The organism is Phytopseudomonas seleniipraecipitans (genome assembly GCF_900102335.1).
Classification (GTDB): domain Bacteria; phylum Pseudomonadota; class Gammaproteobacteria; order Pseudomonadales; family Pseudomonadaceae; genus Aquipseudomonas; species Aquipseudomonas seleniipraecipitans.
Map to the genome: position 1 here is coordinate 65,393 of NZ_FNBM01000006.1, position 18,908 is coordinate 84,300.

An 18,908-nucleotide genomic window follows, 5' to 3' on the forward strand; every position below is an offset into this window, starting at 1 on the left:
TTTGCAAGACAGAGTCAGTCATCCAGCTGTTCGCGGATTACCTTGCCGGATTTGCCATCAATGCGGAATTCGTACAGGCGATTGTCCTGTTTGGTGCCTTCACCCTCCCAATAACCGGCATCGTCAGCTTCGATCTTGTGAATCTGGGTGAAACCAGCCTGCTTGGCGCTGCTCAGCGCCTTCTCGATACTGATCCAGTCAGCGCCAGGACGGTCGGCCATGGCGAAGCCGGCGCTCAGTGCGGCGGCAGCGGTGAGAGCGGTCAGGGTCTTCTTGAGCATCGTGGAACTCCTAGGTATTCGGACGATTACGCTTCTAAAGCGTTGAAGCTTGGAGCCCGGCGTTGCGCTTTGGGTTCAAGAAAACTCTGGCTCAGCGACTCGCCTGCGGCGTGAGCGAACTCATCGGAGGCTCGGCATCGCTGACAACGGGCGATCCGTGTTGCATGCTGAGGCCCAGCAACGGCACGGTAATAGCAAGGTAAAGGCCGATAGTGGTAAGGGCGCCGTTGCGGGCATACCTAACGGTTTGGCTGTGCATGATGCTGCTCTCAACATGGCTGGCTGGTGATTGATGTGCAAAGCATGCTCGCCGCTGCCGAGCGCGGGAAGTTAATGATCCATATAGCTGCTATCAAGATGGTTGATGAGCCTTTGCTGGGTGACCTCTTGTCTTGCTGGTCGAGCGCAGGCACGCTTTAGCAGCGCCATTTTCTTTCAGGTATCGCCATGTCGTTGCAGATCTGCATTTTGGAAACCGACATCCTGCGCCCCGAGCTGGTCGATCAGTATCAGGGTTACGGCAGAATGTTCGAGCGGCTATTTGACGGCCAGGCCATCGCTGCCACCTTTAGCGTATTCAATGTCATGAGCGGGGAATACCCGCCGGCCGATGCGCGTTTCGATGCCTATCTGGTCACCGGGAGCAAAGCCGATTCTTTCGCGACCGACCCTTGGATCGAAACGCTCAAAGCCTACCTGCTCGAACGCTATCAGGCCGGCGACAAGCTGCTCGGCATTTGCTTTGGCCACCAACTGCTGGCCTTGCTGCTGGGTGGTAAGGCTGAGCGCGCAAGCGTTGGCTGGGGTGTGGGGATTCATCGCTATCAACTGGCCGAACAGCCTGACTGGATGACACCATCGCTGGAAGAACTGACCTTGCTGATCAGTCATCAGGATCAAGTCACCCGCCTGCCGGAAAACGCCACGTTACTGGCCTCCAGCCCGTTCTGTGCGCATGCCGCATACCGCATTGGTGATCAGGTGCTGTGCTTCCAGGGCCACCCGGAATTCGTGCCCGAGTACTCGCGTGCCTTGCTCGATATCCGCCAGCAGCATATCGGCGAGGCGGTGTATCGCGTAGCGGTGGATAGCCTGCATGAAGCCCACCACGGGCGTACGGTCGGCGAATGGATGCTGCGTTTTGTCGCCAATGGACGAAGCGCCGCGCTGGTATAACCGCCAGAAACGACAACGGCCCTTGCGGGCCGCTGTTTTGCTGAAGGCGCCTCGCATGGAGGCGCTTTTCGACAAGGGTTACAGCGCTTCGGCGTTTGTTTGCGCCTCTGGCGCCTGTTCGGCTTGCTCCTGCTCGGATTTGACCTCGACAAAGCTGAGCTGCAGGCGCTCGCTGCTCCAGGCGCGGGTCTTGTTGGCCAGCTCCACGTTGTCATTGAGAGTCTGACCGTAAGACGGAATGATTTCCTTGAGCTTGGCCTGCCACTCGGGCGAGGCGACTTTGTCTTTGAAGGTCTTTTCCATCAGGTGAAGCATGATCGGTGCGGCAGTCGAGGCACCCGGTGAGGCACCCAGCAGCGCGGCGATTGAACCGTCCTGCGAGCTGACAACTTCGGTACCGAACTGCAGAATGCCGCCGGCTTTCTCGTCCTTCTTGATGATCTGCACGCGCTGGCCGGCCTGGAGCATTTCCCAGTCCTTGTCCTGCGCTTGCGGGTAATACTCACGCAACGAGTCCATGCGGTCTTTCTGGTCGAGCATCAATTGGCCGATCAGGTAGGTGCTCAGGGACAGGTTGTCGAGACCGGCATGGGCCATCGGCATGATGTTGCTGGTAGTCATGGTGCTGAACATGTCCAGCAGCGAGCCGTTTTTCAGGTACTTGGTCGAAAACGTGGCGAACGGCCCGAACAGCAGGGCTTTCTTGCCATTGATCACGCGCGTGTCCAGATGCGGTACCGACATGGGTGGCGAGCCAACCGAGGCCATGCCATACACTTTGGCCTGATGCTGTTGGATCACGTCCTGGTTATGAGTTACCAGCCACGAGCCACCAACGGGGAAGCCTGCGTAGCCATTCGCCTCGGGGATGCCTGATTTCTGCAGCAGCTTGAGAGCGCCGCCGCCAGCGCCGATGAATACGAACTTGGCGTTTACGGTACTCAGCTCTTCGCCATTGGCCAGGTCAGCCATGGTGACGTTCCAGCTGCCGTCGTCGGCGCGGGTGATGTCACGGACTTCCTGCTGCACATGCACGTTAAAGGTGTCTTTCTGCGACAGCGAGTCAATCAGCTGGTTGGTAATTTCGCCGAAGTTGACGTCGGTGCCCGTCTGCACGCGGGTGGCGGCAAGTTTTTCGCCGGGCTCGCGGCCTTCCATCGCCAGCGGAATCCACTGCTTGATCTGCTGCGGATCGTCAGAGAACTCCATGTTGCTGAACAGCGGGCTGCGCACCAAGGCCTCATAGCGCTTTTTCAGGAACTCGGTGTTCTTGTCGCCCCAGACGAAGCTCATGTGCGACACGTTATTGATGAACGATTTCGGGTTATTCAGAACACCCTGTTCGACCTGATAGGCCCAGAACTGCTTGGATATTTCGAACGACTCGTTGATCGTGATGGCCTTGCTGATATCGATGCTGCCATCGCTTTTTTCCGGCGTGTAGTTCAGTTCCGCGAGGGCGGAATGGCCGGTGCCAGCGTTGTTCCAGGCATTCGAGCTTTCTTCAGCGACTTGCGGCAGACGTTCGTACAGGTCGATTTTCCAGGTCGGCTCCAACTCGTTGAGGTAGGTGCCGAGGCTTGCACTCATGATGCCCCCGCCAATCAGCAGGACGTCCACGGATTTTTCCGGTTCAGGCTCCTTGGCGCAGCCGAGGGCGCTCAAGCACAGTAGGGACAGCAGGAGTTTTTTCATTAGGCAGACCACTTCCATAAATGTATGCATGACAGCACGACCGCTCGGTACAGCTCCGGATAGCTGGGCTGCATCGCTTGTCGGGTGCTATCGGGTTTCGTTCTGCGAAACCAATCAGGCTAGGCATTTTTGTGAAACGCCAGGCGATGTACCTTCAAATGCGCGCTTTCGTCGCAGGCGGCGGGGCAGTAAGCAAAATGGATGCCTACTGCTGCAGTTCGCCTGTTTGGTCTGCCGGATTAACATTTCCGTCATATTTAGCAGAATCAGGTGGCGGCTTTCCGCCGTCATTTGGCGATATGAACAGTAACAATGGCGAGTTATCGCCTTAATTATTCATACTTCCACCAGCCGCTCCGCCGTTGCTGCTGCCAGAACCCGGCGCGCTGGGGGCAGGCTGGTTGCCCATGGAACCACGCGGGATGGTCGGAGAGCTTGGTTGCCCATTGGTGCTCGAGCCAGGCGCTTGACCACTGGGCGATTGCCCGCCGGTTGCGCCGCCTGCCGGATTGCTTGAGGAATCTTGCCGGGCTGGAGAGTTGACGGTGCTGCGCGGGGCCTGCTGACCAGGAACCTGGTTGGGCTGTTGCTGCTGATTTTGGTTTGTAGCTGGTTGGCCGACGGTGCCTTCACCCACAGGCGGAGTCCCGGTACGGTCACGCACCATCTCGTCGCCAATTCTCTCGCGTTGTTGCTGCAACGACAGCCCGTTGTCGTCAGCCTGAACGCCAATGCTGAGCAAGGCGAGCAACGCGGCTGCTGATCCAGTAAGTATTTTCATCTTCATCGTCTCCCACATGCTGATTGCGTGATCAGGTGACTGGCTGCCTTACGGCAATGTTCAGTGAATCTTCTGAAAGGTGAACCGCCTCCAGATACAAATCCTCTGCCGCGGTGACAGCGAAAGCGTTGCCCAGTGTCTACCCTGTTAGCAGGTCGGCATCCGCGCGCTCTGTAACCTCTGTCTGGGACGCTTGTCCAAACCTGTGGGCGCAGGATGGATTCCGATAGATACAGGCGCACTCCCGAATCGAACCTTGTCTTGTCGCTCGCCTCAGAGGACAGGCATTCACAATAAATAGAGGTCACGTCATGATTTACGCCAAACCCGGTACCACAGGCGCCGTCGTCACCCTCAAGCCGCGTTACGGCAATTACATCGGCGGCGAGTTCGTCGCGCCGGTCTCTGGCCAGTACTTCACCAACACCAGCCCGGTGGATGCGTCGGTGATCGGTGAATTTCCCCGTTCCGACGCCAAGGACATCGACAAGGCCCTGGACGCCGCCCATGCCGCCGCCGATGCTTGGGGTAAAACCTCCGTGCAGGACCGTGCGCTGGTGTTGCTGAAGATCGCCGACCGCATCGAAGCCAACCTCGAACTGCTCGCCGTGGCGGAAACTTGGGACAACGGCAAGGCCGTGCGCGAGACCCTGAACGCCGACGTGCCGCTGGCCGCCGACCACTTCCGTTATTTTGCCGGCTGCATCCGCGCCCAGGAAGGCACTGCCGCGGAGATCAACGAGCACACGGCGTCCTATCATTTCCACGAGCCGCTGGGCGTGGTAGGGCAGATCATCCCCTGGAACTTCCCGCTGCTGATGGCCGCCTGGAAGTTGGCCCCGGCCCTGGCGGCCGGCAACTGCGTGGTGCTCAAGCCCGCCGAGCAGACGCCGCTGTCGATCAGCGTGTTCGCCGAGCTGGTTGGCGACCTGCTGCCGCCGGGCGTGCTCAATATCGTCCAGGGCTTTGGCCGTGAGGCCGGCGAGGCCCTGGCCACCAGCACGCGCATCGCCAAGATCGCCTTTACCGGCTCCACCCCGGTGGGCTCGCACATCATGAAATGCGCCGCCGCCAATATCATCCCGAGCACTGTGGAGCTGGGCGGCAAATCGCCGAACGTGTTCTTCGAGGACATCATGCAGGCCGAGCCGGCGTTCATCGAGAAGGCCGCCGAAGGCCTAGTGCTGGCGTTCTTCAATCAGGGCGAGGTGTGCACCTGCCCGTCCCGTGCGCTGGTGCAGGAGTCGATCTTCGAGCCATTCATGGTTGAGGTGATGAAGAAGATCAGGGTCATCAAGCGCGGCAACCCGCTGGATACCGAAACCATGGTCGGTGCCCAGGCCTCGCAGCAGCAATACGACAAGATCCTCAGCTACCTGGAAATCGCGCAACAGGAAGGCGCCGAGCTGCTCACTGGCGGCGCCACCGAGAAACTCGAAGGCGACCTGGCCAGCGGTTATTACATCCAACCGACCCTGCTCAAGGGCACCAACAAGATGCGCGTATTCCAGGAGGAGATCTTCGGCCCAGTGGTCGGCGTGACCACCTTCAAGGACGAAGCCGAAGCACTGGCCATCGCCAACGACACTGAGTTTGGCCTGGGCGCCGGCGTGTGGACGCGCGACATCAACCGCGCCTACCGCATGGGCCGTGGCATCAAGGCCGGCCGCGTATGGACCAACTGCTACCACCTGTACCCGGCGCACGCTGCCTTTGGCGGCTACAAAAAGTCCGGGGTCGGGCGCGAAACCCACAAGATGATGCTCGACCACTATCAGCAGACCAAGAACCTGCTGATCAGCTACGACATCAATCCGCTGGGCTTCTTCTGATCTGATCGTCCAGCGCCAAGCGCTCGACTTAACACCAGCAATCGTTAAAACGCGGCTTCGGCCGCGTTTTTTGCGTCAGTTGCCAGCGCCGCGTTGCAAACCGCTTTGCAGGGGAATGTCCCAGGGCGGAATCGGCCCGAAGCGGTTTTTGAGAAACTCCAGCAGCAGGCGGCTGCGTGAGTCGGTATCGCGCTCCAGTCGCAGTGCATAAATGCCGCTGGGCTCTGGCGCCGGCAAACCGTTTTCGCAGAACAGCGCGACCAATTCGCCACGCGCCAGGTATTCGCTGACCAGCCAGGTCGGCAGATGGGCCACGCCAAGGCCAGCCAACAGACTAAAAACCAGGGTTTCGGCGTTATTGGCGGTCATGCGCAGGCGCCGTGGCCGGTACATCGCCAACTTTCCTTCACTCTCGAAACGCCAGGCGTAGGCGGGCGCTAAGCCATCCCAATCCAATCCATCATGTTCCAGCAGTTCCGCAGGCGTGCGCGGTATCCCTTGGCGCTCCAGGTAGCCGGGGCTGGCACAGACCACGCGAACCATCGGCGCCAGCGGGGTGGCGACCAGGCGCGTGTCGGCCAGCGGGCCGATGCGCAGCACCAGGTCGACTTCGCCCAGATGCGCCCCATGCAGGTCGATAAAACTGTCGATCAGCCGTAACTGCACGTCCAGCCCCGGATAGGCGGTCAGGAAATCGGCGATGGCGGGCGCCAGGTGACGGCGCCCGAACGGGGCAGGGGCGTCGATGCGGATAAGGCCTTCTGGGGCGCTGCTCAATGAGACTGCTTCGGCGCGTGCCAGGTGCAGCTCGGCGAGAATCCGCCTGGCTCGGTCCGCGAAGGCCAGGCCAGCAGGCGTGGCACGTACGGCGTGAGTGCTACGGCTGAACAAGCTGCAATCGAGAGAGCGTTCCAGTGCGTCAATGCGCCGGGATACCGCCGAAGGCGTGAGTGGATGTAACCGGGCGGCAGCGGAAAAACTGCCGCTCTCCAGCACATCGAGGAACAGGCTGAGTTGGTCGGTCAGGGCATCGGGATTCATGGAGTTGGCCGCTTTGCTTGATACGCACAGCCATTATGCCGGGCTATGCGTTACCCCGCCAATTGGCAACGGGTAGCATGCGCACATCTCGTTTGTCGGAACATCCTCGATGGATCTGCTCGCATTTGCTCTGAATATCGCGCTCGGCATTCTGCTGGGCACCCTGGGCGGTTTGTTTGGTATCGGTGGTGGCTTGATCGCCATTCCGGTGCTTGGCGTACTGTTCGGCCTGGACCAGCAGCTTGCTCAAGGTACGGCGCTGGTAATGGTAGTGCCCAACGTACTGTTGGCGTTGTGGCGCTATCACCAACGCAATCGCATCGACCTGCGGCATGCCTTGGCATTGGCACTGAGTAGCTTTGTGCTTGCCCTGTTCGGGGCGAGCTGGGCGGTCAACCTGGATCCGGAATCGATGCGCGTGGCCTTTGTCGGCTTCCTGATTGCTCTGGCGCTCTATAACCTGCTGCGCATGGTGATGCGCCCACCAGCGAGTTCTGGTCAACTGCGTCATCCCTGGCCATGGCTAGCCGTGCTGGGCAGCGGTTCTGGCTTGCTCGGCGGCTTGTTCGGGGTGGGCGGTGCGGTGATCGCAACGCCGATTCTGACTAGCGTATTTGGCACCTCGCAAGTGGTCGCGCAGGGTTTGTCGCTAGCGCTGGCTGCGCCGAGTACTGGCGTCACCTTGGTGACCTACGCGCTGCATGGGCACGTGAACTGGATGCTGGCCATTCCGCTGGCGATTGGCGGCTTGCTTAGTATCAGCTGGGGCGTGCGCCTGGCTCACGCGCTTCCGGAGCGCATGCTGCGCGTGCTGTTCACCGTATTCCTGTTGCTCTGCGCGCTGATGCTCGGCATCAAGGCATGATTGCGCCGAACTACGTGAACAGGTTGCAGAGCGTGAACGTGCCGGGCCGGTAATCGGTGCACGCTTGCGCTACAATGCGCGCCGAATTTGGCCCTTCGAGAACTGCACCATGTCCGTTTGTCAGACCCCGATCATCGTCGCCCTGGATTTTCCGACTCGGGAGGCCGCGCTTGCTCTGGCTGACAGGCTTGACCCCAGCTTGTGCCGGGTCAAGGTAGGCAAGGAGCTGTTCACCAGCTGTGCGTCTGACATCGTCACCACCTTGCGTGACCGCGGCTTCGAGGTATTCCTCGATCTGAAATTTCACGACATTCCCAATACCACCGCCATGGCCGTAAAGGCTGCAGCTGAAATGGGCGTGTGGATGGTCAACGTGCATTGCTCCGGCGGCTTGCGCATGATGAGCGCTTGCCGGGAAACGCTGGATAAGCTTGCCGGCCCGGTGCCGCTGCTGATCGGCGTTACCGTGCTGACCAGCATGGAACGTGACGACCTGGCCGGTATCGGCCTGGATATCGAGCCTCAGGAGCAGGTGTTGCGCCTGGCGGCGCTGGCCCAGCAAGCCGGTATGGACGGGCTGGTCTGCTCGGCGCTCGAGGCGCCTGCGCTGAAGGCCGCGCAGCCTTCGCTGCAACTGGTCACGCCAGGGATCCGCCCAGCTGGCAGTGCCCAGGATGATCAGCGACGTATCCTCACGCCCCGTCAGGCGCTGGATGCCGGTTCCGATTATCTGGTGATCGGCCGTCCGATTAGCCAGGCTGCCGACCCAGCCGCTGCGCTGGCCAACGTTGTGGCTGAACTGGGCTGATTGTTCTGAATTTTTCATGGGCGGCGCCCCAGCTGCCCATTTATTGCGCTATAGGTAACCCGTCATGCATTCCGTGGAACATTCGCCGCTAGGCAAGAGCAGCGAGTACATCGCCACTTATTCACCCGAACTGCTGTTTCCCATCCCGCGCGCGGGTAAATGGGCCGAGCTGGGGCTGAGCGCGGAAACCCTGCCATACCGCGGCGTGGACTACTGGAACTGCTTCGAGCTGTCCTGGCTGCTGCCGTCCGGTAAGCCGGTGGTGGCGATCGGTGAATTCGCCATTGCCGCAGATTCGCCGAACATCATCGAATCGAAGTCGTTCAAGCTCTACCTGAATTCGCTGAACCAGTCGGTATTTGCCACCGAGGCAGAGTTGGTGGAAGTGCTGGAGAAGGACCTGTCTGCGACGGCCGGCAAGCCCGTTGGCGTTCGCGTTCGCCACCTGAGTGCTGTCGCGCACGAAGGTCTGGCGGCCTTGCCGGGCACTTGCATCGATGATCTGGACGTGAGCATCAGCAACTATGCGATGCCGCAGCCAGACTTGCTGGCCTGCGACGCTTCACGCATCGTCGAGGAGAGCCTGCATAGCCATCTGCTCAAGTCCAATTGCCCGGTAACCGGGCAGCCGGACTGGGGCAGTGTGGTGGTCCAATACCGTGGCGCGGCCTTGGAACCGGCGAGCCTGTTGGCGTACTTGGTCAGCTTTCGTCAGCACGCCGATTTTCATGAGCAGTGTGTGGAGCGGATCTTTCTGGATGTGCAGCGGCTGCTGCAGCCGGAGTACCTGACGGTGTACGCGCGCTATGTGCGGCGCGGCGGGCTGGACATCAATCCGTACCGGACCACTCTGGATCAGTTGCCGGAGAACCGGCGCCTGGTCAGGCAATAACAAACAAAAAAACCAGCCATCTCAGGCTGGTTTTTTTCTGGCTGTCGCTATCAGATGCCCATGTTGGCAAGGCTCTGCATGATGTTGCGAAGGCTGCCGGCGAGGGTCGGATGACTGACTTCGAAGCGCTCCACCGCTAGGTTGACCCCATCGATCAGCGAGGCATCTGGCGTGGTCACTGGTTGCGCAGCTAATTGCAACTCGATGTCGCGAGCCAATAGAACGAGCGACTCTCGATCTTCTTCATTTTCCGGCGGGTTCTGCGCCAGTTGCTTGTGCAGCTCTTCCAGTTGCTGCTGCAGATGGTTCGCAGGCATGGAGATTCTCCCTTTCTTGATAGGCAAGACAGTTGACCGTGCCGCACGACGAAAGGTCATTACTTCGTTCTGGAACCTCAGCGACAAGCCGCTACCTTGAGTGTGTGTCGATGGGATGTGCCGTGTACTTCAGGGTTTCTCACCCTTGCTGCGACGAATCTGCAGATCGTCGAGGCAGGCGGGCAGGTCGGTAAGTTGATCGATCACCGAATGTGCGCCGAGCCGATAAAGGGCCAGTGTCGCCTCCGCGCGTATCAGCTCGCGCTGAACACCGTTGAGGGTTTGCCATTCAGCCAAGGCATGACCGCCGAGCGAGCCGCAGGCAGCAAGGCCCACAGTCCATAGGCCTGCGTTCAGGCCCGCCTGCAACAGGCGCGGCTCACCGCTGACCAGCACGCAACCTTCGAGACGGTCGATGCCCAGGTGGCTCAGAGCCTGCCAGCAGGCGTCCGGCGCCGGCCAGTTGCGCCGCGTGCACGCCGGGGTGCTGGCGAGCCATTCGGGTAGTTGCGTCGTCAGTTTCAGCGCGAGCGCCTCCGGCAGCTCGTCCAGCCAGGCACAGGGCACGCCATCTTCATGCAGACTGCGAAGGGTCACCAGTGCGCCTGGGGTTGGCTCGGCGCAGTTATCCAGTTCTCGTGGAACGCCGATATCCACCGTACGAGCCGGGCCGCCACCCTCACGAATCAGTGTCAGGTGGCGGCCGCTGGTCAGGGATGCGCTACGCGCTCCGAAATCCACCAGGCAGCCGGACAAGCCGAACAGCACGGCAGTGAAAGAATGGGCGGTAGCGGAGAGCGCTGGCTGTGGCATGGCGGTGTCATTCCCTGGCGATGAGCGTATCCACCATGACAAGCCAATATGACGGTGTCGTGACGTCAGACAGACGGGCATGCAGCGCTCTGCTTTTGCCGGCCAACGCACGCAGAAGCCTCGCAGTCTGCCTATTGGCGCCGCGCGGCTTTATACTACGCAGCAGCTAGCGGCGAGGCCGCACCCCATTAGCCTAGGAGAGCAGCAATGCGTTTGATTGGATCGGATTGGATCGCCACTATGGGTCGCACGCTGGCCTGTGCTGGTCTGCTGGTGCTGCCCACCTTAGGTCAGGCAGCTGAACAGGACCCCTGGGAGTCGGTCAATCGGCCTATCTTCCAGTTCAACGACACTGTAGATACTTATGCCCTCAAGCCGTTGGCCCAAGGCTATCGGAAGGTCACGCCGCAGTTTCTTGAAGACGGTGTACACAATGTATTCAGCAACGTGGGTGATGTAGGCAATCTGGTCAATAACCTGCTGCAGGGCAAGGTACATGACGCCGGCGTGGACACCAGCCGCCTGCTGCTCAATACCACGATCGGCGTACTGGGCTTCTTCGATGTTGGCAGCCGCATGGGCCTGCAGCGCAGTGACGAGGATTTTGGCCAAACCCTGGGTGCTTGGGGCGTAGGCAGTGGCCCCTACGTGGTATTGCCGCTGCTGGGCCCGAGCTCGCTGCGCGATGCGCCAAGCAGGGTCCCGGACAGCTTGCTCACGCCATATCCCTATATGGATCACGTACCGACCCGCAACGTCACCCGTGCGGTGAATATTGTCGATATCCGCGCCAGCCTGCTGGATGCCGAGCGCATGATCAGTGGGGACAAATACATCTTCGTTCGTAATGCCTACCTGCAGAACCGCGAGTTCCGGGTACGCGATGGTGATGTCGAAGACGATTTTTAAATCCGCCATTGCTGGTCAAGCAATGAGTGTGGCCGGTTACGCGATGGAGGCAGCCTTCATCGCGTAACACGTTGTTTCAGTTCATCGAGATTACCGCAAGACCAAGCGTTTGCCGGCCGCCTTCCTCATCTGTCACGCGAACCACTTCCGCTTCGGTTTCCAAACCTTTCAGCTCGTCATGCCCTGACGGGATCATCACGCGCACCTTGTCGCCGACCTTTGCCTGGCACTGCGCTTCGAGCTGCATGCCGGTACTCGACAGATCGCGGCATAGGGCTGGGAATGCCTCGCCGCCGAGATGCAGCGTTACCTGAGTTTCCAGGCGCATACGAATGTAATCGCGCTTTTCTTCGTAATCACGATCACTTTGGCTCATCAGGCTATCCTCATTATGGTGGGGCTCCGCTGCGGTTCTTATAACCCCCACGGATTTGAGGTGTAAAGTCGCAGGGCAGCGAGCGGCAGCTGTTGAATCGTATTGAGGATGGGAGTACCGTCTGCGCCTTGACGCGAATCGTGTACCCGCGCAGGTTGTTGGCTGCGTTTACGCTAACCATCCCCGGCGCAGTTTGCCTGGACACCCCATGCAGAAAACCAGTGCCACGTTGCTGCTGATCGATGATGACGAAGTCGTCCGCGCCAGCATTGCAGCCTACTTGGAAGACAGCGGCTTCAACATCCTGCTTGCCGGCAACGGTATGCAAGGTCTTGAGGTCTTCGAACGCGAACGGCCGGACCTGGTCATTTGCGACTTGCGAATGCCCCAAGTCGATGGTCTCGAGCTGATCCGTCGGATTAATTCGCTGGAAATGGCCGCGCCGATTATCGTCGTGTCCGGTGCTGGCGTGATGACCGATGTGGTTGAAGCGCTGCGCCTTGGTGCCGCCGATTATCTGATCAAGCCGCTTGAAGACCTTGCCGTACTCGAGCACTCGGTTCGCCGTGCGCTGGACCGCGTGCACCTGCGGCAGGAGAACGAGCGCTACCGCGAAAAGCTGGAAACTGCAAACCGCGAGCTGCAAGCCAGCCTGCACCTGCTGCAGGAAGATCAGAACGCCGGGCGCCAGGTGCAGATGAACATGCTGCCCGTTACCCCTTGGGAAAACGAGGGACTGTCTTTCGCTCACCAGATCATTCCGTCGCTCTACCTCTCAGGTGATTTCGTCGACTATTTCCGTGTCGACGAGCGCCGGGTCGCATTTTACCTGGCGGACGTCTCTGGCCATGGCGCCTCATCGGCTTTCGTGACCGTGTTACTCAAATTCATGACCACGCGGCTACTCTACGAGTCGCGTCGTAACGGCATGCTGCCGGAGTTCAAGCCGTCGGATGTGCTCGGCCACATCAACCGTGGTCTGATCAACTGCAAGCTCGGTAAGCACGTGACCATGCTGGGCGGAGTGATCGACGAAGAGAACAATCGTCTGACCTACAGCATTGGCGGGCATCTGCCGCTGCCAGTGATGTACAGCGGCGGTGAAGCACATTATCTACAAGGCCGCGGCTTACCCGTCGGCCTGTTCAAAGAGGCGGATTACGGCGATCTTGAAATCGATCTCCCGGAATCGTTCAGCCTCACCCTGCTGTCGGACGGCATTCTCGATTTGCTGGATGGCGATACGTTGCAGGAAAAAGAAGCCTTGCTGCCCAAGCTGGTCAGCGAAGCAGGTGGAACCCTGGAAGGGTTGCGAAGCGTGTTTGGATTGGCCAATCTGGCGGAGATGCCGGATGATATCGCCTTGCTGGTCTTAAGCAGGAACCTTGCATGAATCCTGGGATAAGCCCCGGTAGAATCCAGTTTGCCGAGCAGGACGGAACCTTCGTTCTGAAGTTCATCGGCGAAGTGCGCCTGACCTTGTGTTCAGCGCTGGATTCAACGATTGAAAAGATTTTCACCTCGCTGAATTTTTCCGCCATCGTTATCGATTTGACGGAAACACGCAGCATCGATAGCACCACGCTGGGTCTATTGGCGAAGCTGTCAATCTTGTCCCGGCAGAAGGTCGGCTTGTTGCCGACGGTGGTGACCACCCATGCCGACATCACTCGCCTGTTGCAGTCGATGGGTTTTGATCAGGTGTTCAATATCATCGATCAGCCTTTCGAGTGCCCGAATTGCCTGGCCGATTTGCCGTCTCAGGACCAGTCGGAAGACGTGGTGCGGGCGCGCGTGCTGGAAGCGCACAGAATTCTCATGGGCTTGAACGATTCGAACCGCGCTGCATTTCACGATTTGGTCAGCGCGCTCGAACAAAACCCTTGATTGCTGAAGGCTGTAAAATAGCGGGGCCCGATATTATCGGCGCCCCGTTTTTGTTTTCGGCTCAGGTGTTGGCGGCCAGCAGTTTTTCCAGCTTTTCCTGGTCACGGGCGAACTGACGGATGCCTTCGGCGAGTTTCTCGGTGGCCATGGCATCTTCGTTCATTTCCCAGCGGAACTGACTTTCGCCGATGCGTGCTTCGCTCTGCCCGGAAATCTCCGTGCTCAGCTTGCGCTCCAGCGTACCGCTGTCCTCTGCTAGCTGTTGCAGCAGGTCGGGGCTGATGGTGAGGCGGTCGCAGCCAGCCAGTTGCTCGATCTGACCCACATTGCGGAAGCTGGCGCCCATGACCACGGTCTTGTGGCCGTGAGCCTTGTAATAGTCATAGATGCGCGCCACCGACTGCACACCCGGATCTTCCGCGCCGATGTAATCGCGGCCTTCGGCTTTCTTGTACCAGTCATAGATACGGCCCACGAACGGCGAGATCAGGAATGCGCCGGCATCGGCACAGGCGCGCGCCTGCGCAAAAGAGAAGAGCAGGGTCAGGTTGGTCTGCACGCCAGCTTTCTCCAGCTGTTCAGCCGCGCGGATGCCTTCCCAGGTAGAAGCGATCTTGATCAGGATGCGCTCGCGGGTTACCCCGGCTCCTTCATACAGTTCAACCAGGCGCCGGGCGCGGCCCAGTGTCGCCTGGGTGTCGAAGGACAAGCGGGCGTCGACCTCGGTGGAAATACGCCCCGGAATGACCTGCAGGATTTCCCGGCCTACTGAGACGCCAAAACGATCGCTTGCCAGGTCCACATCGCCGTTGCTGGCACTGACTGCCTGCTTGAGCAGCTCGGCGTAGCGTGGCAGCGCGGCAGCCTTGAGCAGCAGAGAAGGGTTGGTGGTGGCGTCTACCGGCTTGAGGCGGGCAATGGCATCAATGTCACCGGTGTCGGCAACCACGGTGGTGAATTGCTTGAGTTGTTCCAGTTTGGAGGTCATGGCACAGCCTTGTCGATTCGAGTGCCATGACCTTACCTGAGCCTCAGGTAGCGCTCAACTAACTGGTGGCACGGCAGCTCGTTTCATCGGCCTGCTAGCGGCCCACGAGCAATTCAGCCGCCTGGTCGAAAATCGTCAGCGGCTGATCGCTCTTGTGGATGTCGGCCGAAAGCAACTGGCGAAAGCGCCGCGCGCCGGGGAAGCCTTGCGCCAGCCCAAGCATATGGCGCGTGACGTGGTGCATCTGGCCGCCAGCTGCCATGTGGCGTTCGATGTAGGGGCGCATGACCAGCATGGCTGCGTGCCGCGTGACTGGCGCGAGCTGGCTGCCGAACAACTGGCCGTCGACCTCAGCGAGCAAGTACGGGTTGTGATAAGCCTCGCGACCCAGCATTACACCGTCGAAGGTCTCGAGATGCTGGCGGCAAGCCTCCAGTGTCTTGATGCCACCGTTAAGTATCCATTCCAGTTCCGGAAAGTCCTCTTTCAGATGCGCGGCGATGTCGTAGCGCAGGGGCGGTACTTCGCGATTTTCCTTGGGTGACAGGCCGGAGAGAATGGCGATACGGGCATGCACGGTAAAACTCTGGCATCCCGCTTCAGACACCTGGCCAACGAAGTCGGCGAGCTCCTCGTAGCTATCGCGGCCATCGATGCCGATGCGGTGCTTGACGGTAACCGGAATGCTCACTGTATCTCGCATCGCCTTGACGCATTCGGCAACCAGAGCCGGATGGGCCATCAGGCACGCGCCGATCATGTTGTTCTGCACCCGATCGCTGGGGCAGCCTACGTTCAGGTTCACTTCATCGTAACCGGCCTGCTCGGCAAGCCGCGCGCAGGTCGCCAGGTCAGCCGGATTGCTGCCGCCTAATTGCAGAGCAACGGGGTGCTCGGTGTCGTTGTAATGCAGAAACCGCTGGGTATCGCCGTGCAGCAGCGCGCCGGTGGTGACCATCTCGGTATACAGCAGAGCATGCTGCGACAACTGACGCAGGAAGTAGCGGCAATGATGATCGGTCCAATCCATCATCGGCGCCACGGAGAAGCGGCGGGAGAACGTGGCAGGTGCGCTGGCGGATTCGGGATGCATGCTGGTTTCTACAAGCTGAATGTGTGACCGCCTGGCACGTGATCATTCGGCGGCGGGTCGGAAAGGCGCGCAGCTTACCAAGAAACGCGTGCACATGATGGCACTCGGTCGGTTGCAGCCCGCAAGCCCCGCGCCAATCGCTTATCTGCGTAGTCGCGAGCTAATTGCCTACTCGGTAAAGGCAATCTGCGGCGTATCCGGGTCCAATTGCTGGCGGCGGAACTGGCCGGGTGGTAGGCCGTGGATTTGCCGGAAGCGACGGGAGAAGTAAGCCTCATCGGCAAAGCCGCACAGCCGGGCGACTTCGCCAACCGGCCTGCTGCCATTGAGCAGGTAGTTGCGGGCGGCGTGCATGCGTCGTTCCAGCACCATGTCGCTGAAGGTCTTGCCGACCTCTTTGCGCAGCCAGTGAGTCAGGTAGCTGGGCGACAGATAGGTCGCAGCGGCGACTTTTTTCAGATTCAGATCCGGGTCGGCAATATTGCGCCGCAGGTAGTCGGACATCCGGCCGAGGGCATCACGGCGGCTCGCCTGGGCCGCGTTGCTTTCGGCCAGTTGCTTGAGGGGCTCGGCGTAGAGCATGCACACCAACCCCACCAGTTGCAGCAACAAGCCCTTGAGCATTTCCCGTACGCCAAACTGGCGGCTGATATCCAACTCACGCATCTGTGCGATCAGCGCGCAGACACGCGCGAAGTGTTCGTCGTCCAGGGTGAAGTCCAGGTATTCCTGAAAGCGAAAGGGTGACAGCTCCGGGGCGAGCAGTATGGAAACGTCTTCGAGATCCATCGGGTCGCATTGCAGATGTGGCAACAGGAAGGTCTGCGAAAAATTGATGACGATGAAGTTGCTTTCAGGTGGATGAGGAATCACGTGCACCCGGTGGGGCAGGATGAAAGCCAGGGTATTGCGCGGAAAGGGCCGTTCGACGTTACCGATATGCTGAACCGTATCGCCCCCCAGGTTGATCTGGATCTGGAAGTATTCGTGACGATGGGGCGCTGTTTCCGCGCGGCGGCCTTTCTTGTCGCGGATATAAAAGTCCGTCAACTCGCTACGCTGTTGCATGAAGTAGGTAGGAATTCGGCTCAGTGACGACATCATCCTGCCCTCGATTCAAGAATACTTCGCAACATTCTGGCTATAGCTTGGGGCTGTGGCAAGCAGTTGTACGACGACGCAAGGCCGCAGGATGCGTGTAGTTAGGGATCGTACAAGCCTGCTCTACAGCGGATGCCTCTATCCGCCTGCCGCAGTTTTGATCAGCGGAAAGCAAACAGGGCAGTTAGCCCGAAGCCGCCTGCATCGGTATTTCGAGGGTCGGCGCGAGCTTTGAACAGAGCGCTTTTGTCCAATAAGAAGCGGTTTTCGTCCAACTTTCAGCGGGCGCGTGGCCGTAGGCTGAACGCTCTGAACAGGGACCCAATAACAATGACTCAAACTCCTTATGTCTTCGCTCCTCAGCCGCAGGTCGATTTGCCCGTCGCGGGCAGCGATAAGCGCTTTCCGGTCGGCCGCGTGTTCTGCGTGGGCCGCAACTATCCATGGCCGGGCGCCAGTGGTGAAAAGCCCGAGGCGCCGGTGTTCTTCATGAAACCGGCGAGCGCTGTAGTCGAGGCGGTGGGCGAAGTGATCTTCCCGCCGATGACGGACGAGTTCTGCCACGAAATCGAATTCGTAGTCGCGATCGGCAAGGGCGGGGCGGACATTACTAAAGACCACGCGCTGGAGCATGTCTGGGGCTACGCCGCCGGGCTCGACCTGACGCGCCGCGACATTCAGCTGCGGGTCAAGAGCGCCGGCATGGCCTGGGAAATGGCCAAGGTCTTCGAAGGGGCGGCGCCGATCACCGCCGTGGTGCCGGTCGCCCAGGCCGGTCACCCGGAGCAGGGCTCGGTGTGGCTGAGCGTAAACGGCGAGGAGCGCCAACGCAGCAGCCTGCAAGAGCAGATATTCACGGTCAGCGAAGTGATCAGCTTGCTGTCCCGCCTGGTGCCGCTGCGCCCCGGTGATCTGATCATGACCGGCACGCCCCACGGCGTTTCCGCGCTGAATCCGGGTGACGTGATCAATGCCGGCATCGACGGCGTCGCCGAGTTGGAAATGCGCGTCGGCAGTCGCCCCTAGAACCGTTTCAGTGCAGCTGGAATAGGGCGGGAGCAACGCGGGATGAATCGGGTCGCGCAGCTCAAAGGATGGGTCGAGGAGCGGAACGACGATATTCATCTTCGCCCAGCCTCGTTCATCGATGGGTATCGCGTCGCTCAACTACGCGGCCTGACCCAGCCTACATCCGCTTTTCGATCAATTTCGGAGCCTGCTTAGAGATCGTGAGCAGGTTCTCAGGAGGAACACTGCATGTCCCATGAAACCCTGAAAAAGGTCGCGCTGGTCACTGGCGCCGGCAGTGGCATCGGCAAGGCGGTTGCCGAAGCGCTGATGGCCGATGGTTTTTCGCTGGTACTGGCCGGGCGCCGTCCCGAGCCGCTGCAGGCGCTGGTTGAAGCAGCGCGCCACCGTGGGCAGGAAGCCATCGCGGTGCCCACCGACGTGCGCGATCCGGCCAGCGTCTATGCCTTGTTCGCCAAGGTGGAGGAGGTTTACGGGCGGCTCGACGTGATCTTCAACAACGCCGGCGTCAATACGCCCGCGGTGACTCTCGACGAGCTGGATGTCGAGCAGTGGCGCAATGTCATCGACACCAACCTCAATGGCGTTTTCCTTTGCGCACGCGGCGCTTTCCGTTTGATGCGCAAGCAAACGCCGCAGGGCGGCCGGATCATCAATAACGGCTCGATCTCCGCACACACGCCGAGGCCTTACAGCAGCGCGTACACCACCAGCAAGCACGCGGTGCTGGGCCTGACCAAGTCCCTGGCGCTGGATGGCCGCGAATTCAACATTGCCTGCAGCCAGATCGACATCGGCAACGCGCTGACCGAGCTGTCAGTGCGCATGACCAAGGGCGTGCGACAGGCCAATGGCGAGATCGCTGTCGAGCCGATGGTCGACGTCAAACACGTCGCCGATGCGGTGCGCTACATCGCCGCGCTGCCGCTCTCGGCCAACGTGCTGAACATGACCGTGATGGCCACCAACATGCCCTTCGTGGGGCGTGGCTGATCGCCACGACCTGCCCACTACACAAGATCGA

At 60.1% G+C, this 18,908-nt stretch carries 20 protein-coding genes; 10 read left to right on the forward strand and 10 right to left on the reverse strand.

The window, feature by feature from the left end:
• Nucleotides 1–14 precede the first annotated feature (14 nt).
• On the reverse strand, nt 15–281 hold the full coding sequence (locus tag BLS60_RS13910; RefSeq protein ID WP_070883432.1) for a PepSY domain-containing protein: 267 nt from the start codon (nt 279–281) through the stop codon (nt 15–17).
• 447 nt (nt 282–728) lie between these two features.
• Here BLS60_RS13910 and BLS60_RS13915 point away from each other — a divergent pair, with 447 nt between their 5' ends.
• Nucleotides 729–1,457: an amidotransferase gene (locus BLS60_RS13915; protein WP_092369103.1), complete on the forward strand. Its 729-nt coding sequence runs from the start codon at nt 729–731 to the stop codon at nt 1,455–1,457.
• 78 nt (nt 1,458–1,535) lie between these two features.
• On the opposite strand, the gene mqo is transcribed toward BLS60_RS13915, so the two are convergent.
• Nucleotides 1,536–3,152, reverse strand: a complete 1,617-nt coding sequence (mqo, locus tag BLS60_RS13920; protein ID WP_092369106.1) for a malate dehydrogenase (quinone) — start codon at nt 3,150–3,152, stop codon at nt 1,536–1,538.
• Nucleotides 3,153–3,480: 328 nt separating this feature from the next.
• Entirely contained in the window at nt 3,481–3,939 is a 459-nt protein-coding gene (locus tag BLS60_RS21350; protein WP_143024604.1) for a hypothetical protein, read from the reverse strand.
• A gap of 305 nt (nt 3,940–4,244) precedes the next feature.
• Between BLS60_RS21350 and exaC the strand changes: the two genes are divergently transcribed.
• Nucleotides 4,245–5,765 carry an acetaldehyde dehydrogenase ExaC gene (exaC, locus tag BLS60_RS13925; RefSeq protein WP_092369109.1) on the forward strand — a complete coding sequence of 507 codons (1,521 nt, stop codon included), beginning with the start codon at nt 4,245–4,247 and terminating at the stop codon, nt 5,763–5,765.
• Between the two features lie 75 nt (nt 5,766–5,840).
• Here the strand turns inward: exaC and BLS60_RS13930 are convergent, their stop codons facing one another.
• The gene (locus BLS60_RS13930; protein ID WP_092369114.1) at nt 5,841–6,806 is read right to left on the reverse strand and encodes a LysR family transcriptional regulator; all 966 of its coding nucleotides are present in this window, start codon (nt 6,804–6,806) and stop codon (nt 5,841–5,843) included.
• Between the two features lie 109 nt (nt 6,807–6,915).
• On the opposite strand from BLS60_RS13930, the gene BLS60_RS13935 reads away from it, so the two are divergent.
• The 3 genes from BLS60_RS13935 (at nt 6,916) to queF (ending at nt 9,371) form a co-directional block, all read left to right on the forward strand.
• Complete coding sequence (locus BLS60_RS13935) at nt 6,916–7,671, forward strand: sulfite exporter TauE/SafE family protein (RefSeq protein WP_070883426.1); 756 nt, start codon at nt 6,916–6,918, stop codon at nt 7,669–7,671.
• A gap of 109 nt (nt 7,672–7,780) precedes the next feature.
• Entirely contained in the window at nt 7,781–8,479 is a 699-nt protein-coding gene (gene pyrF, locus BLS60_RS13940) for an orotidine-5'-phosphate decarboxylase (RefSeq protein ID WP_070883425.1), read from the forward strand.
• A 64-nt stretch (nt 8,480–8,543) separates the two neighbouring features.
• A complete protein-coding gene (gene queF, locus BLS60_RS13945) occupies nt 8,544–9,371 on the forward strand; it encodes an NADPH-dependent 7-cyano-7-deazaguanine reductase QueF (protein ID WP_092369117.1) in 828 nt (275 codons plus the stop codon).
• 50 nt (nt 9,372–9,421) lie between these two features.
• Here the strand turns inward: queF and BLS60_RS13950 are convergent, their stop codons facing one another.
• Entirely contained in the window at nt 9,422–9,688 is a 267-nt protein-coding gene (locus BLS60_RS13950) for a DUF4404 family protein (protein ID WP_070883423.1), read from the reverse strand.
• Nucleotides 9,689–9,817: 129 nt separating this feature from the next.
• Nucleotides 9,818–10,501: an HAD superfamily inactivated hydrolase PcrP gene (locus tag BLS60_RS13955; protein WP_092369120.1), complete on the reverse strand. Its 684-nt coding sequence runs from the start codon at nt 10,499–10,501 to the stop codon at nt 9,818–9,820.
• A 207-nt stretch (nt 10,502–10,708) separates the two neighbouring features.
• Between BLS60_RS13955 and BLS60_RS13960 the strand changes: the two genes are divergently transcribed.
• On the forward strand, nt 10,709–11,410 hold the full coding sequence (locus BLS60_RS13960) for an MlaA family lipoprotein (RefSeq protein WP_092369123.1): 702 nt from the start codon (nt 10,709–10,711) through the stop codon (nt 11,408–11,410).
• Nucleotides 11,411–11,486: 76 nt separating this feature from the next.
• Here BLS60_RS13960 and BLS60_RS13965 read toward each other — a convergent pair whose 3' ends face one another.
• Complete coding sequence (locus BLS60_RS13965; protein WP_070883420.1) at nt 11,487–11,786, reverse strand: PilZ domain-containing protein; 300 nt, start codon at nt 11,784–11,786, stop codon at nt 11,487–11,489.
• Between the two features lie 208 nt (nt 11,787–11,994).
• On the opposite strand from BLS60_RS13965, the gene rssB reads away from it, so the two are divergent.
• Together rssB and rssC are read left to right on the forward strand one after the other, a co-directional pair.
• Nucleotides 11,995–13,179, forward strand: a complete 1,185-nt coding sequence (gene rssB, locus BLS60_RS13970) for a two-component system response regulator RssB (RefSeq protein ID WP_092369126.1) — start codon at nt 11,995–11,997, stop codon at nt 13,177–13,179.
• Between the two features lie 8 nt (nt 13,180–13,187).
• Nucleotides 13,188–13,673, forward strand: a complete 486-nt coding sequence (gene rssC / locus BLS60_RS13975) for an anti-sigma factor antagonist RssC (protein WP_092369485.1) — start codon at nt 13,188–13,190, stop codon at nt 13,671–13,673.
• A gap of 61 nt (nt 13,674–13,734) precedes the next feature.
• On the opposite strand, the gene tal is transcribed toward rssC, so the two are convergent.
• From tal to BLS60_RS13990, 3 genes are all read right to left on the reverse strand, one after another.
• Entirely contained in the window at nt 13,735–14,661 is a 927-nt protein-coding gene (gene tal / locus BLS60_RS13980; RefSeq protein WP_092369129.1) for a transaldolase, read from the reverse strand.
• A 94-nt stretch (nt 14,662–14,755) separates the two neighbouring features.
• Nucleotides 14,756–15,754 carry a tRNA dihydrouridine(20/20a) synthase DusA gene (dusA, locus tag BLS60_RS13985; protein ID WP_092369132.1) on the reverse strand — a complete coding sequence of 333 codons (999 nt, stop codon included), beginning with the start codon at nt 15,752–15,754 and terminating at the stop codon, nt 14,756–14,758.
• A gap of 168 nt (nt 15,755–15,922) precedes the next feature.
• On the reverse strand, nt 15,923–16,855 hold the full coding sequence (locus BLS60_RS13990) for a helix-turn-helix transcriptional regulator (protein WP_092369488.1): 933 nt from the start codon (nt 16,853–16,855) through the stop codon (nt 15,923–15,925).
• A gap of 330 nt (nt 16,856–17,185) precedes the next feature.
• On the opposite strand from BLS60_RS13990, the gene BLS60_RS13995 reads away from it, so the two are divergent.
• Nucleotides 17,186–17,881 (forward strand): fumarylacetoacetate hydrolase family protein, encoded by a 696-nt coding sequence (locus BLS60_RS13995; RefSeq protein WP_070883416.1) that lies wholly within the window; start codon nt 17,186–17,188, stop codon nt 17,879–17,881.
• 231 nt (nt 17,882–18,112) lie between these two features.
• Nucleotides 18,113–18,877 carry an SDR family oxidoreductase gene (locus BLS60_RS14000; protein ID WP_092369135.1) on the forward strand — a complete coding sequence of 255 codons (765 nt, stop codon included), beginning with the start codon at nt 18,113–18,115 and terminating at the stop codon, nt 18,875–18,877.
• Nucleotides 18,878–18,908: the final 31 nt, after the last annotated feature.

Excerpts from the sequence above, each read along its gene's own strand:
- BLS60_RS13910 (WP_070883432.1), bottom strand. The coding sequence starts at position 281 with ATGCTCAAGAAGACCCTGACCGCTCTCACCGCTGCCGCCGCACTGAGC.
- BLS60_RS13915 (WP_092369103.1), top strand. The coding sequence starts at position 729 with ATGTCGTTGCAGATCTGCATTTTGGAAACCGACATCCTGCGCCCCGAG.
- mqo (WP_092369106.1), bottom strand. The coding sequence starts at position 3,152 with ATGAAAAAACTCCTGCTGTCCCTACTGTGCTTGAGCGCCCTCGGCTGC.
- BLS60_RS21350 (WP_143024604.1), bottom strand. The coding sequence starts at position 3,939 with ATGAAGATGAAAATACTTACTGGATCAGCAGCCGCGTTGCTCGCCTTG.
- exaC (WP_092369109.1), top strand. The coding sequence starts at position 4,245 with ATGATTTACGCCAAACCCGGTACCACAGGCGCCGTCGTCACCCTCAAG.
- BLS60_RS13930 (WP_092369114.1), bottom strand. The coding sequence starts at position 6,806 with ATGAATCCCGATGCCCTGACCGACCAACTCAGCCTGTTCCTCGATGTG.
- BLS60_RS13935 (WP_070883426.1), top strand. The coding sequence starts at position 6,916 with ATGGATCTGCTCGCATTTGCTCTGAATATCGCGCTCGGCATTCTGCTG.
- pyrF (WP_070883425.1), top strand. The coding sequence starts at position 7,781 with ATGTCCGTTTGTCAGACCCCGATCATCGTCGCCCTGGATTTTCCGACT.
- queF (WP_092369117.1), top strand. The coding sequence starts at position 8,544 with ATGCATTCCGTGGAACATTCGCCGCTAGGCAAGAGCAGCGAGTACATC.
- BLS60_RS13950 (WP_070883423.1), bottom strand. The coding sequence starts at position 9,688 with ATGCCTGCGAACCATCTGCAGCAGCAACTGGAAGAGCTGCACAAGCAA.
- BLS60_RS13955 (WP_092369120.1), bottom strand. The coding sequence starts at position 10,501 with ATGCCACAGCCAGCGCTCTCCGCTACCGCCCATTCTTTCACTGCCGTG.
- BLS60_RS13960 (WP_092369123.1), top strand. The coding sequence starts at position 10,709 with ATGCGTTTGATTGGATCGGATTGGATCGCCACTATGGGTCGCACGCTG.
- BLS60_RS13965 (WP_070883420.1), bottom strand. The coding sequence starts at position 11,786 with ATGAGCCAAAGTGATCGTGATTACGAAGAAAAGCGCGATTACATTCGT.
- rssB (WP_092369126.1), top strand. The coding sequence starts at position 11,995 with ATGCAGAAAACCAGTGCCACGTTGCTGCTGATCGATGATGACGAAGTC.
- tal (WP_092369129.1), bottom strand. The coding sequence starts at position 14,661 with ATGACCTCCAAACTGGAACAACTCAAGCAATTCACCACCGTGGTTGCC.
- dusA (WP_092369132.1), bottom strand. The coding sequence starts at position 15,754 with ATGCATCCCGAATCCGCCAGCGCACCTGCCACGTTCTCCCGCCGCTTC.
- BLS60_RS13990 (WP_092369488.1), bottom strand. The coding sequence starts at position 16,855 with ATGTCGTCACTGAGCCGAATTCCTACCTACTTCATGCAACAGCGTAGC.
- BLS60_RS13995 (WP_070883416.1), top strand. The coding sequence starts at position 17,186 with ATGACTCAAACTCCTTATGTCTTCGCTCCTCAGCCGCAGGTCGATTTG.
- BLS60_RS14000 (WP_092369135.1), top strand. The coding sequence starts at position 18,113 with ATGTCCCATGAAACCCTGAAAAAGGTCGCGCTGGTCACTGGCGCCGGC.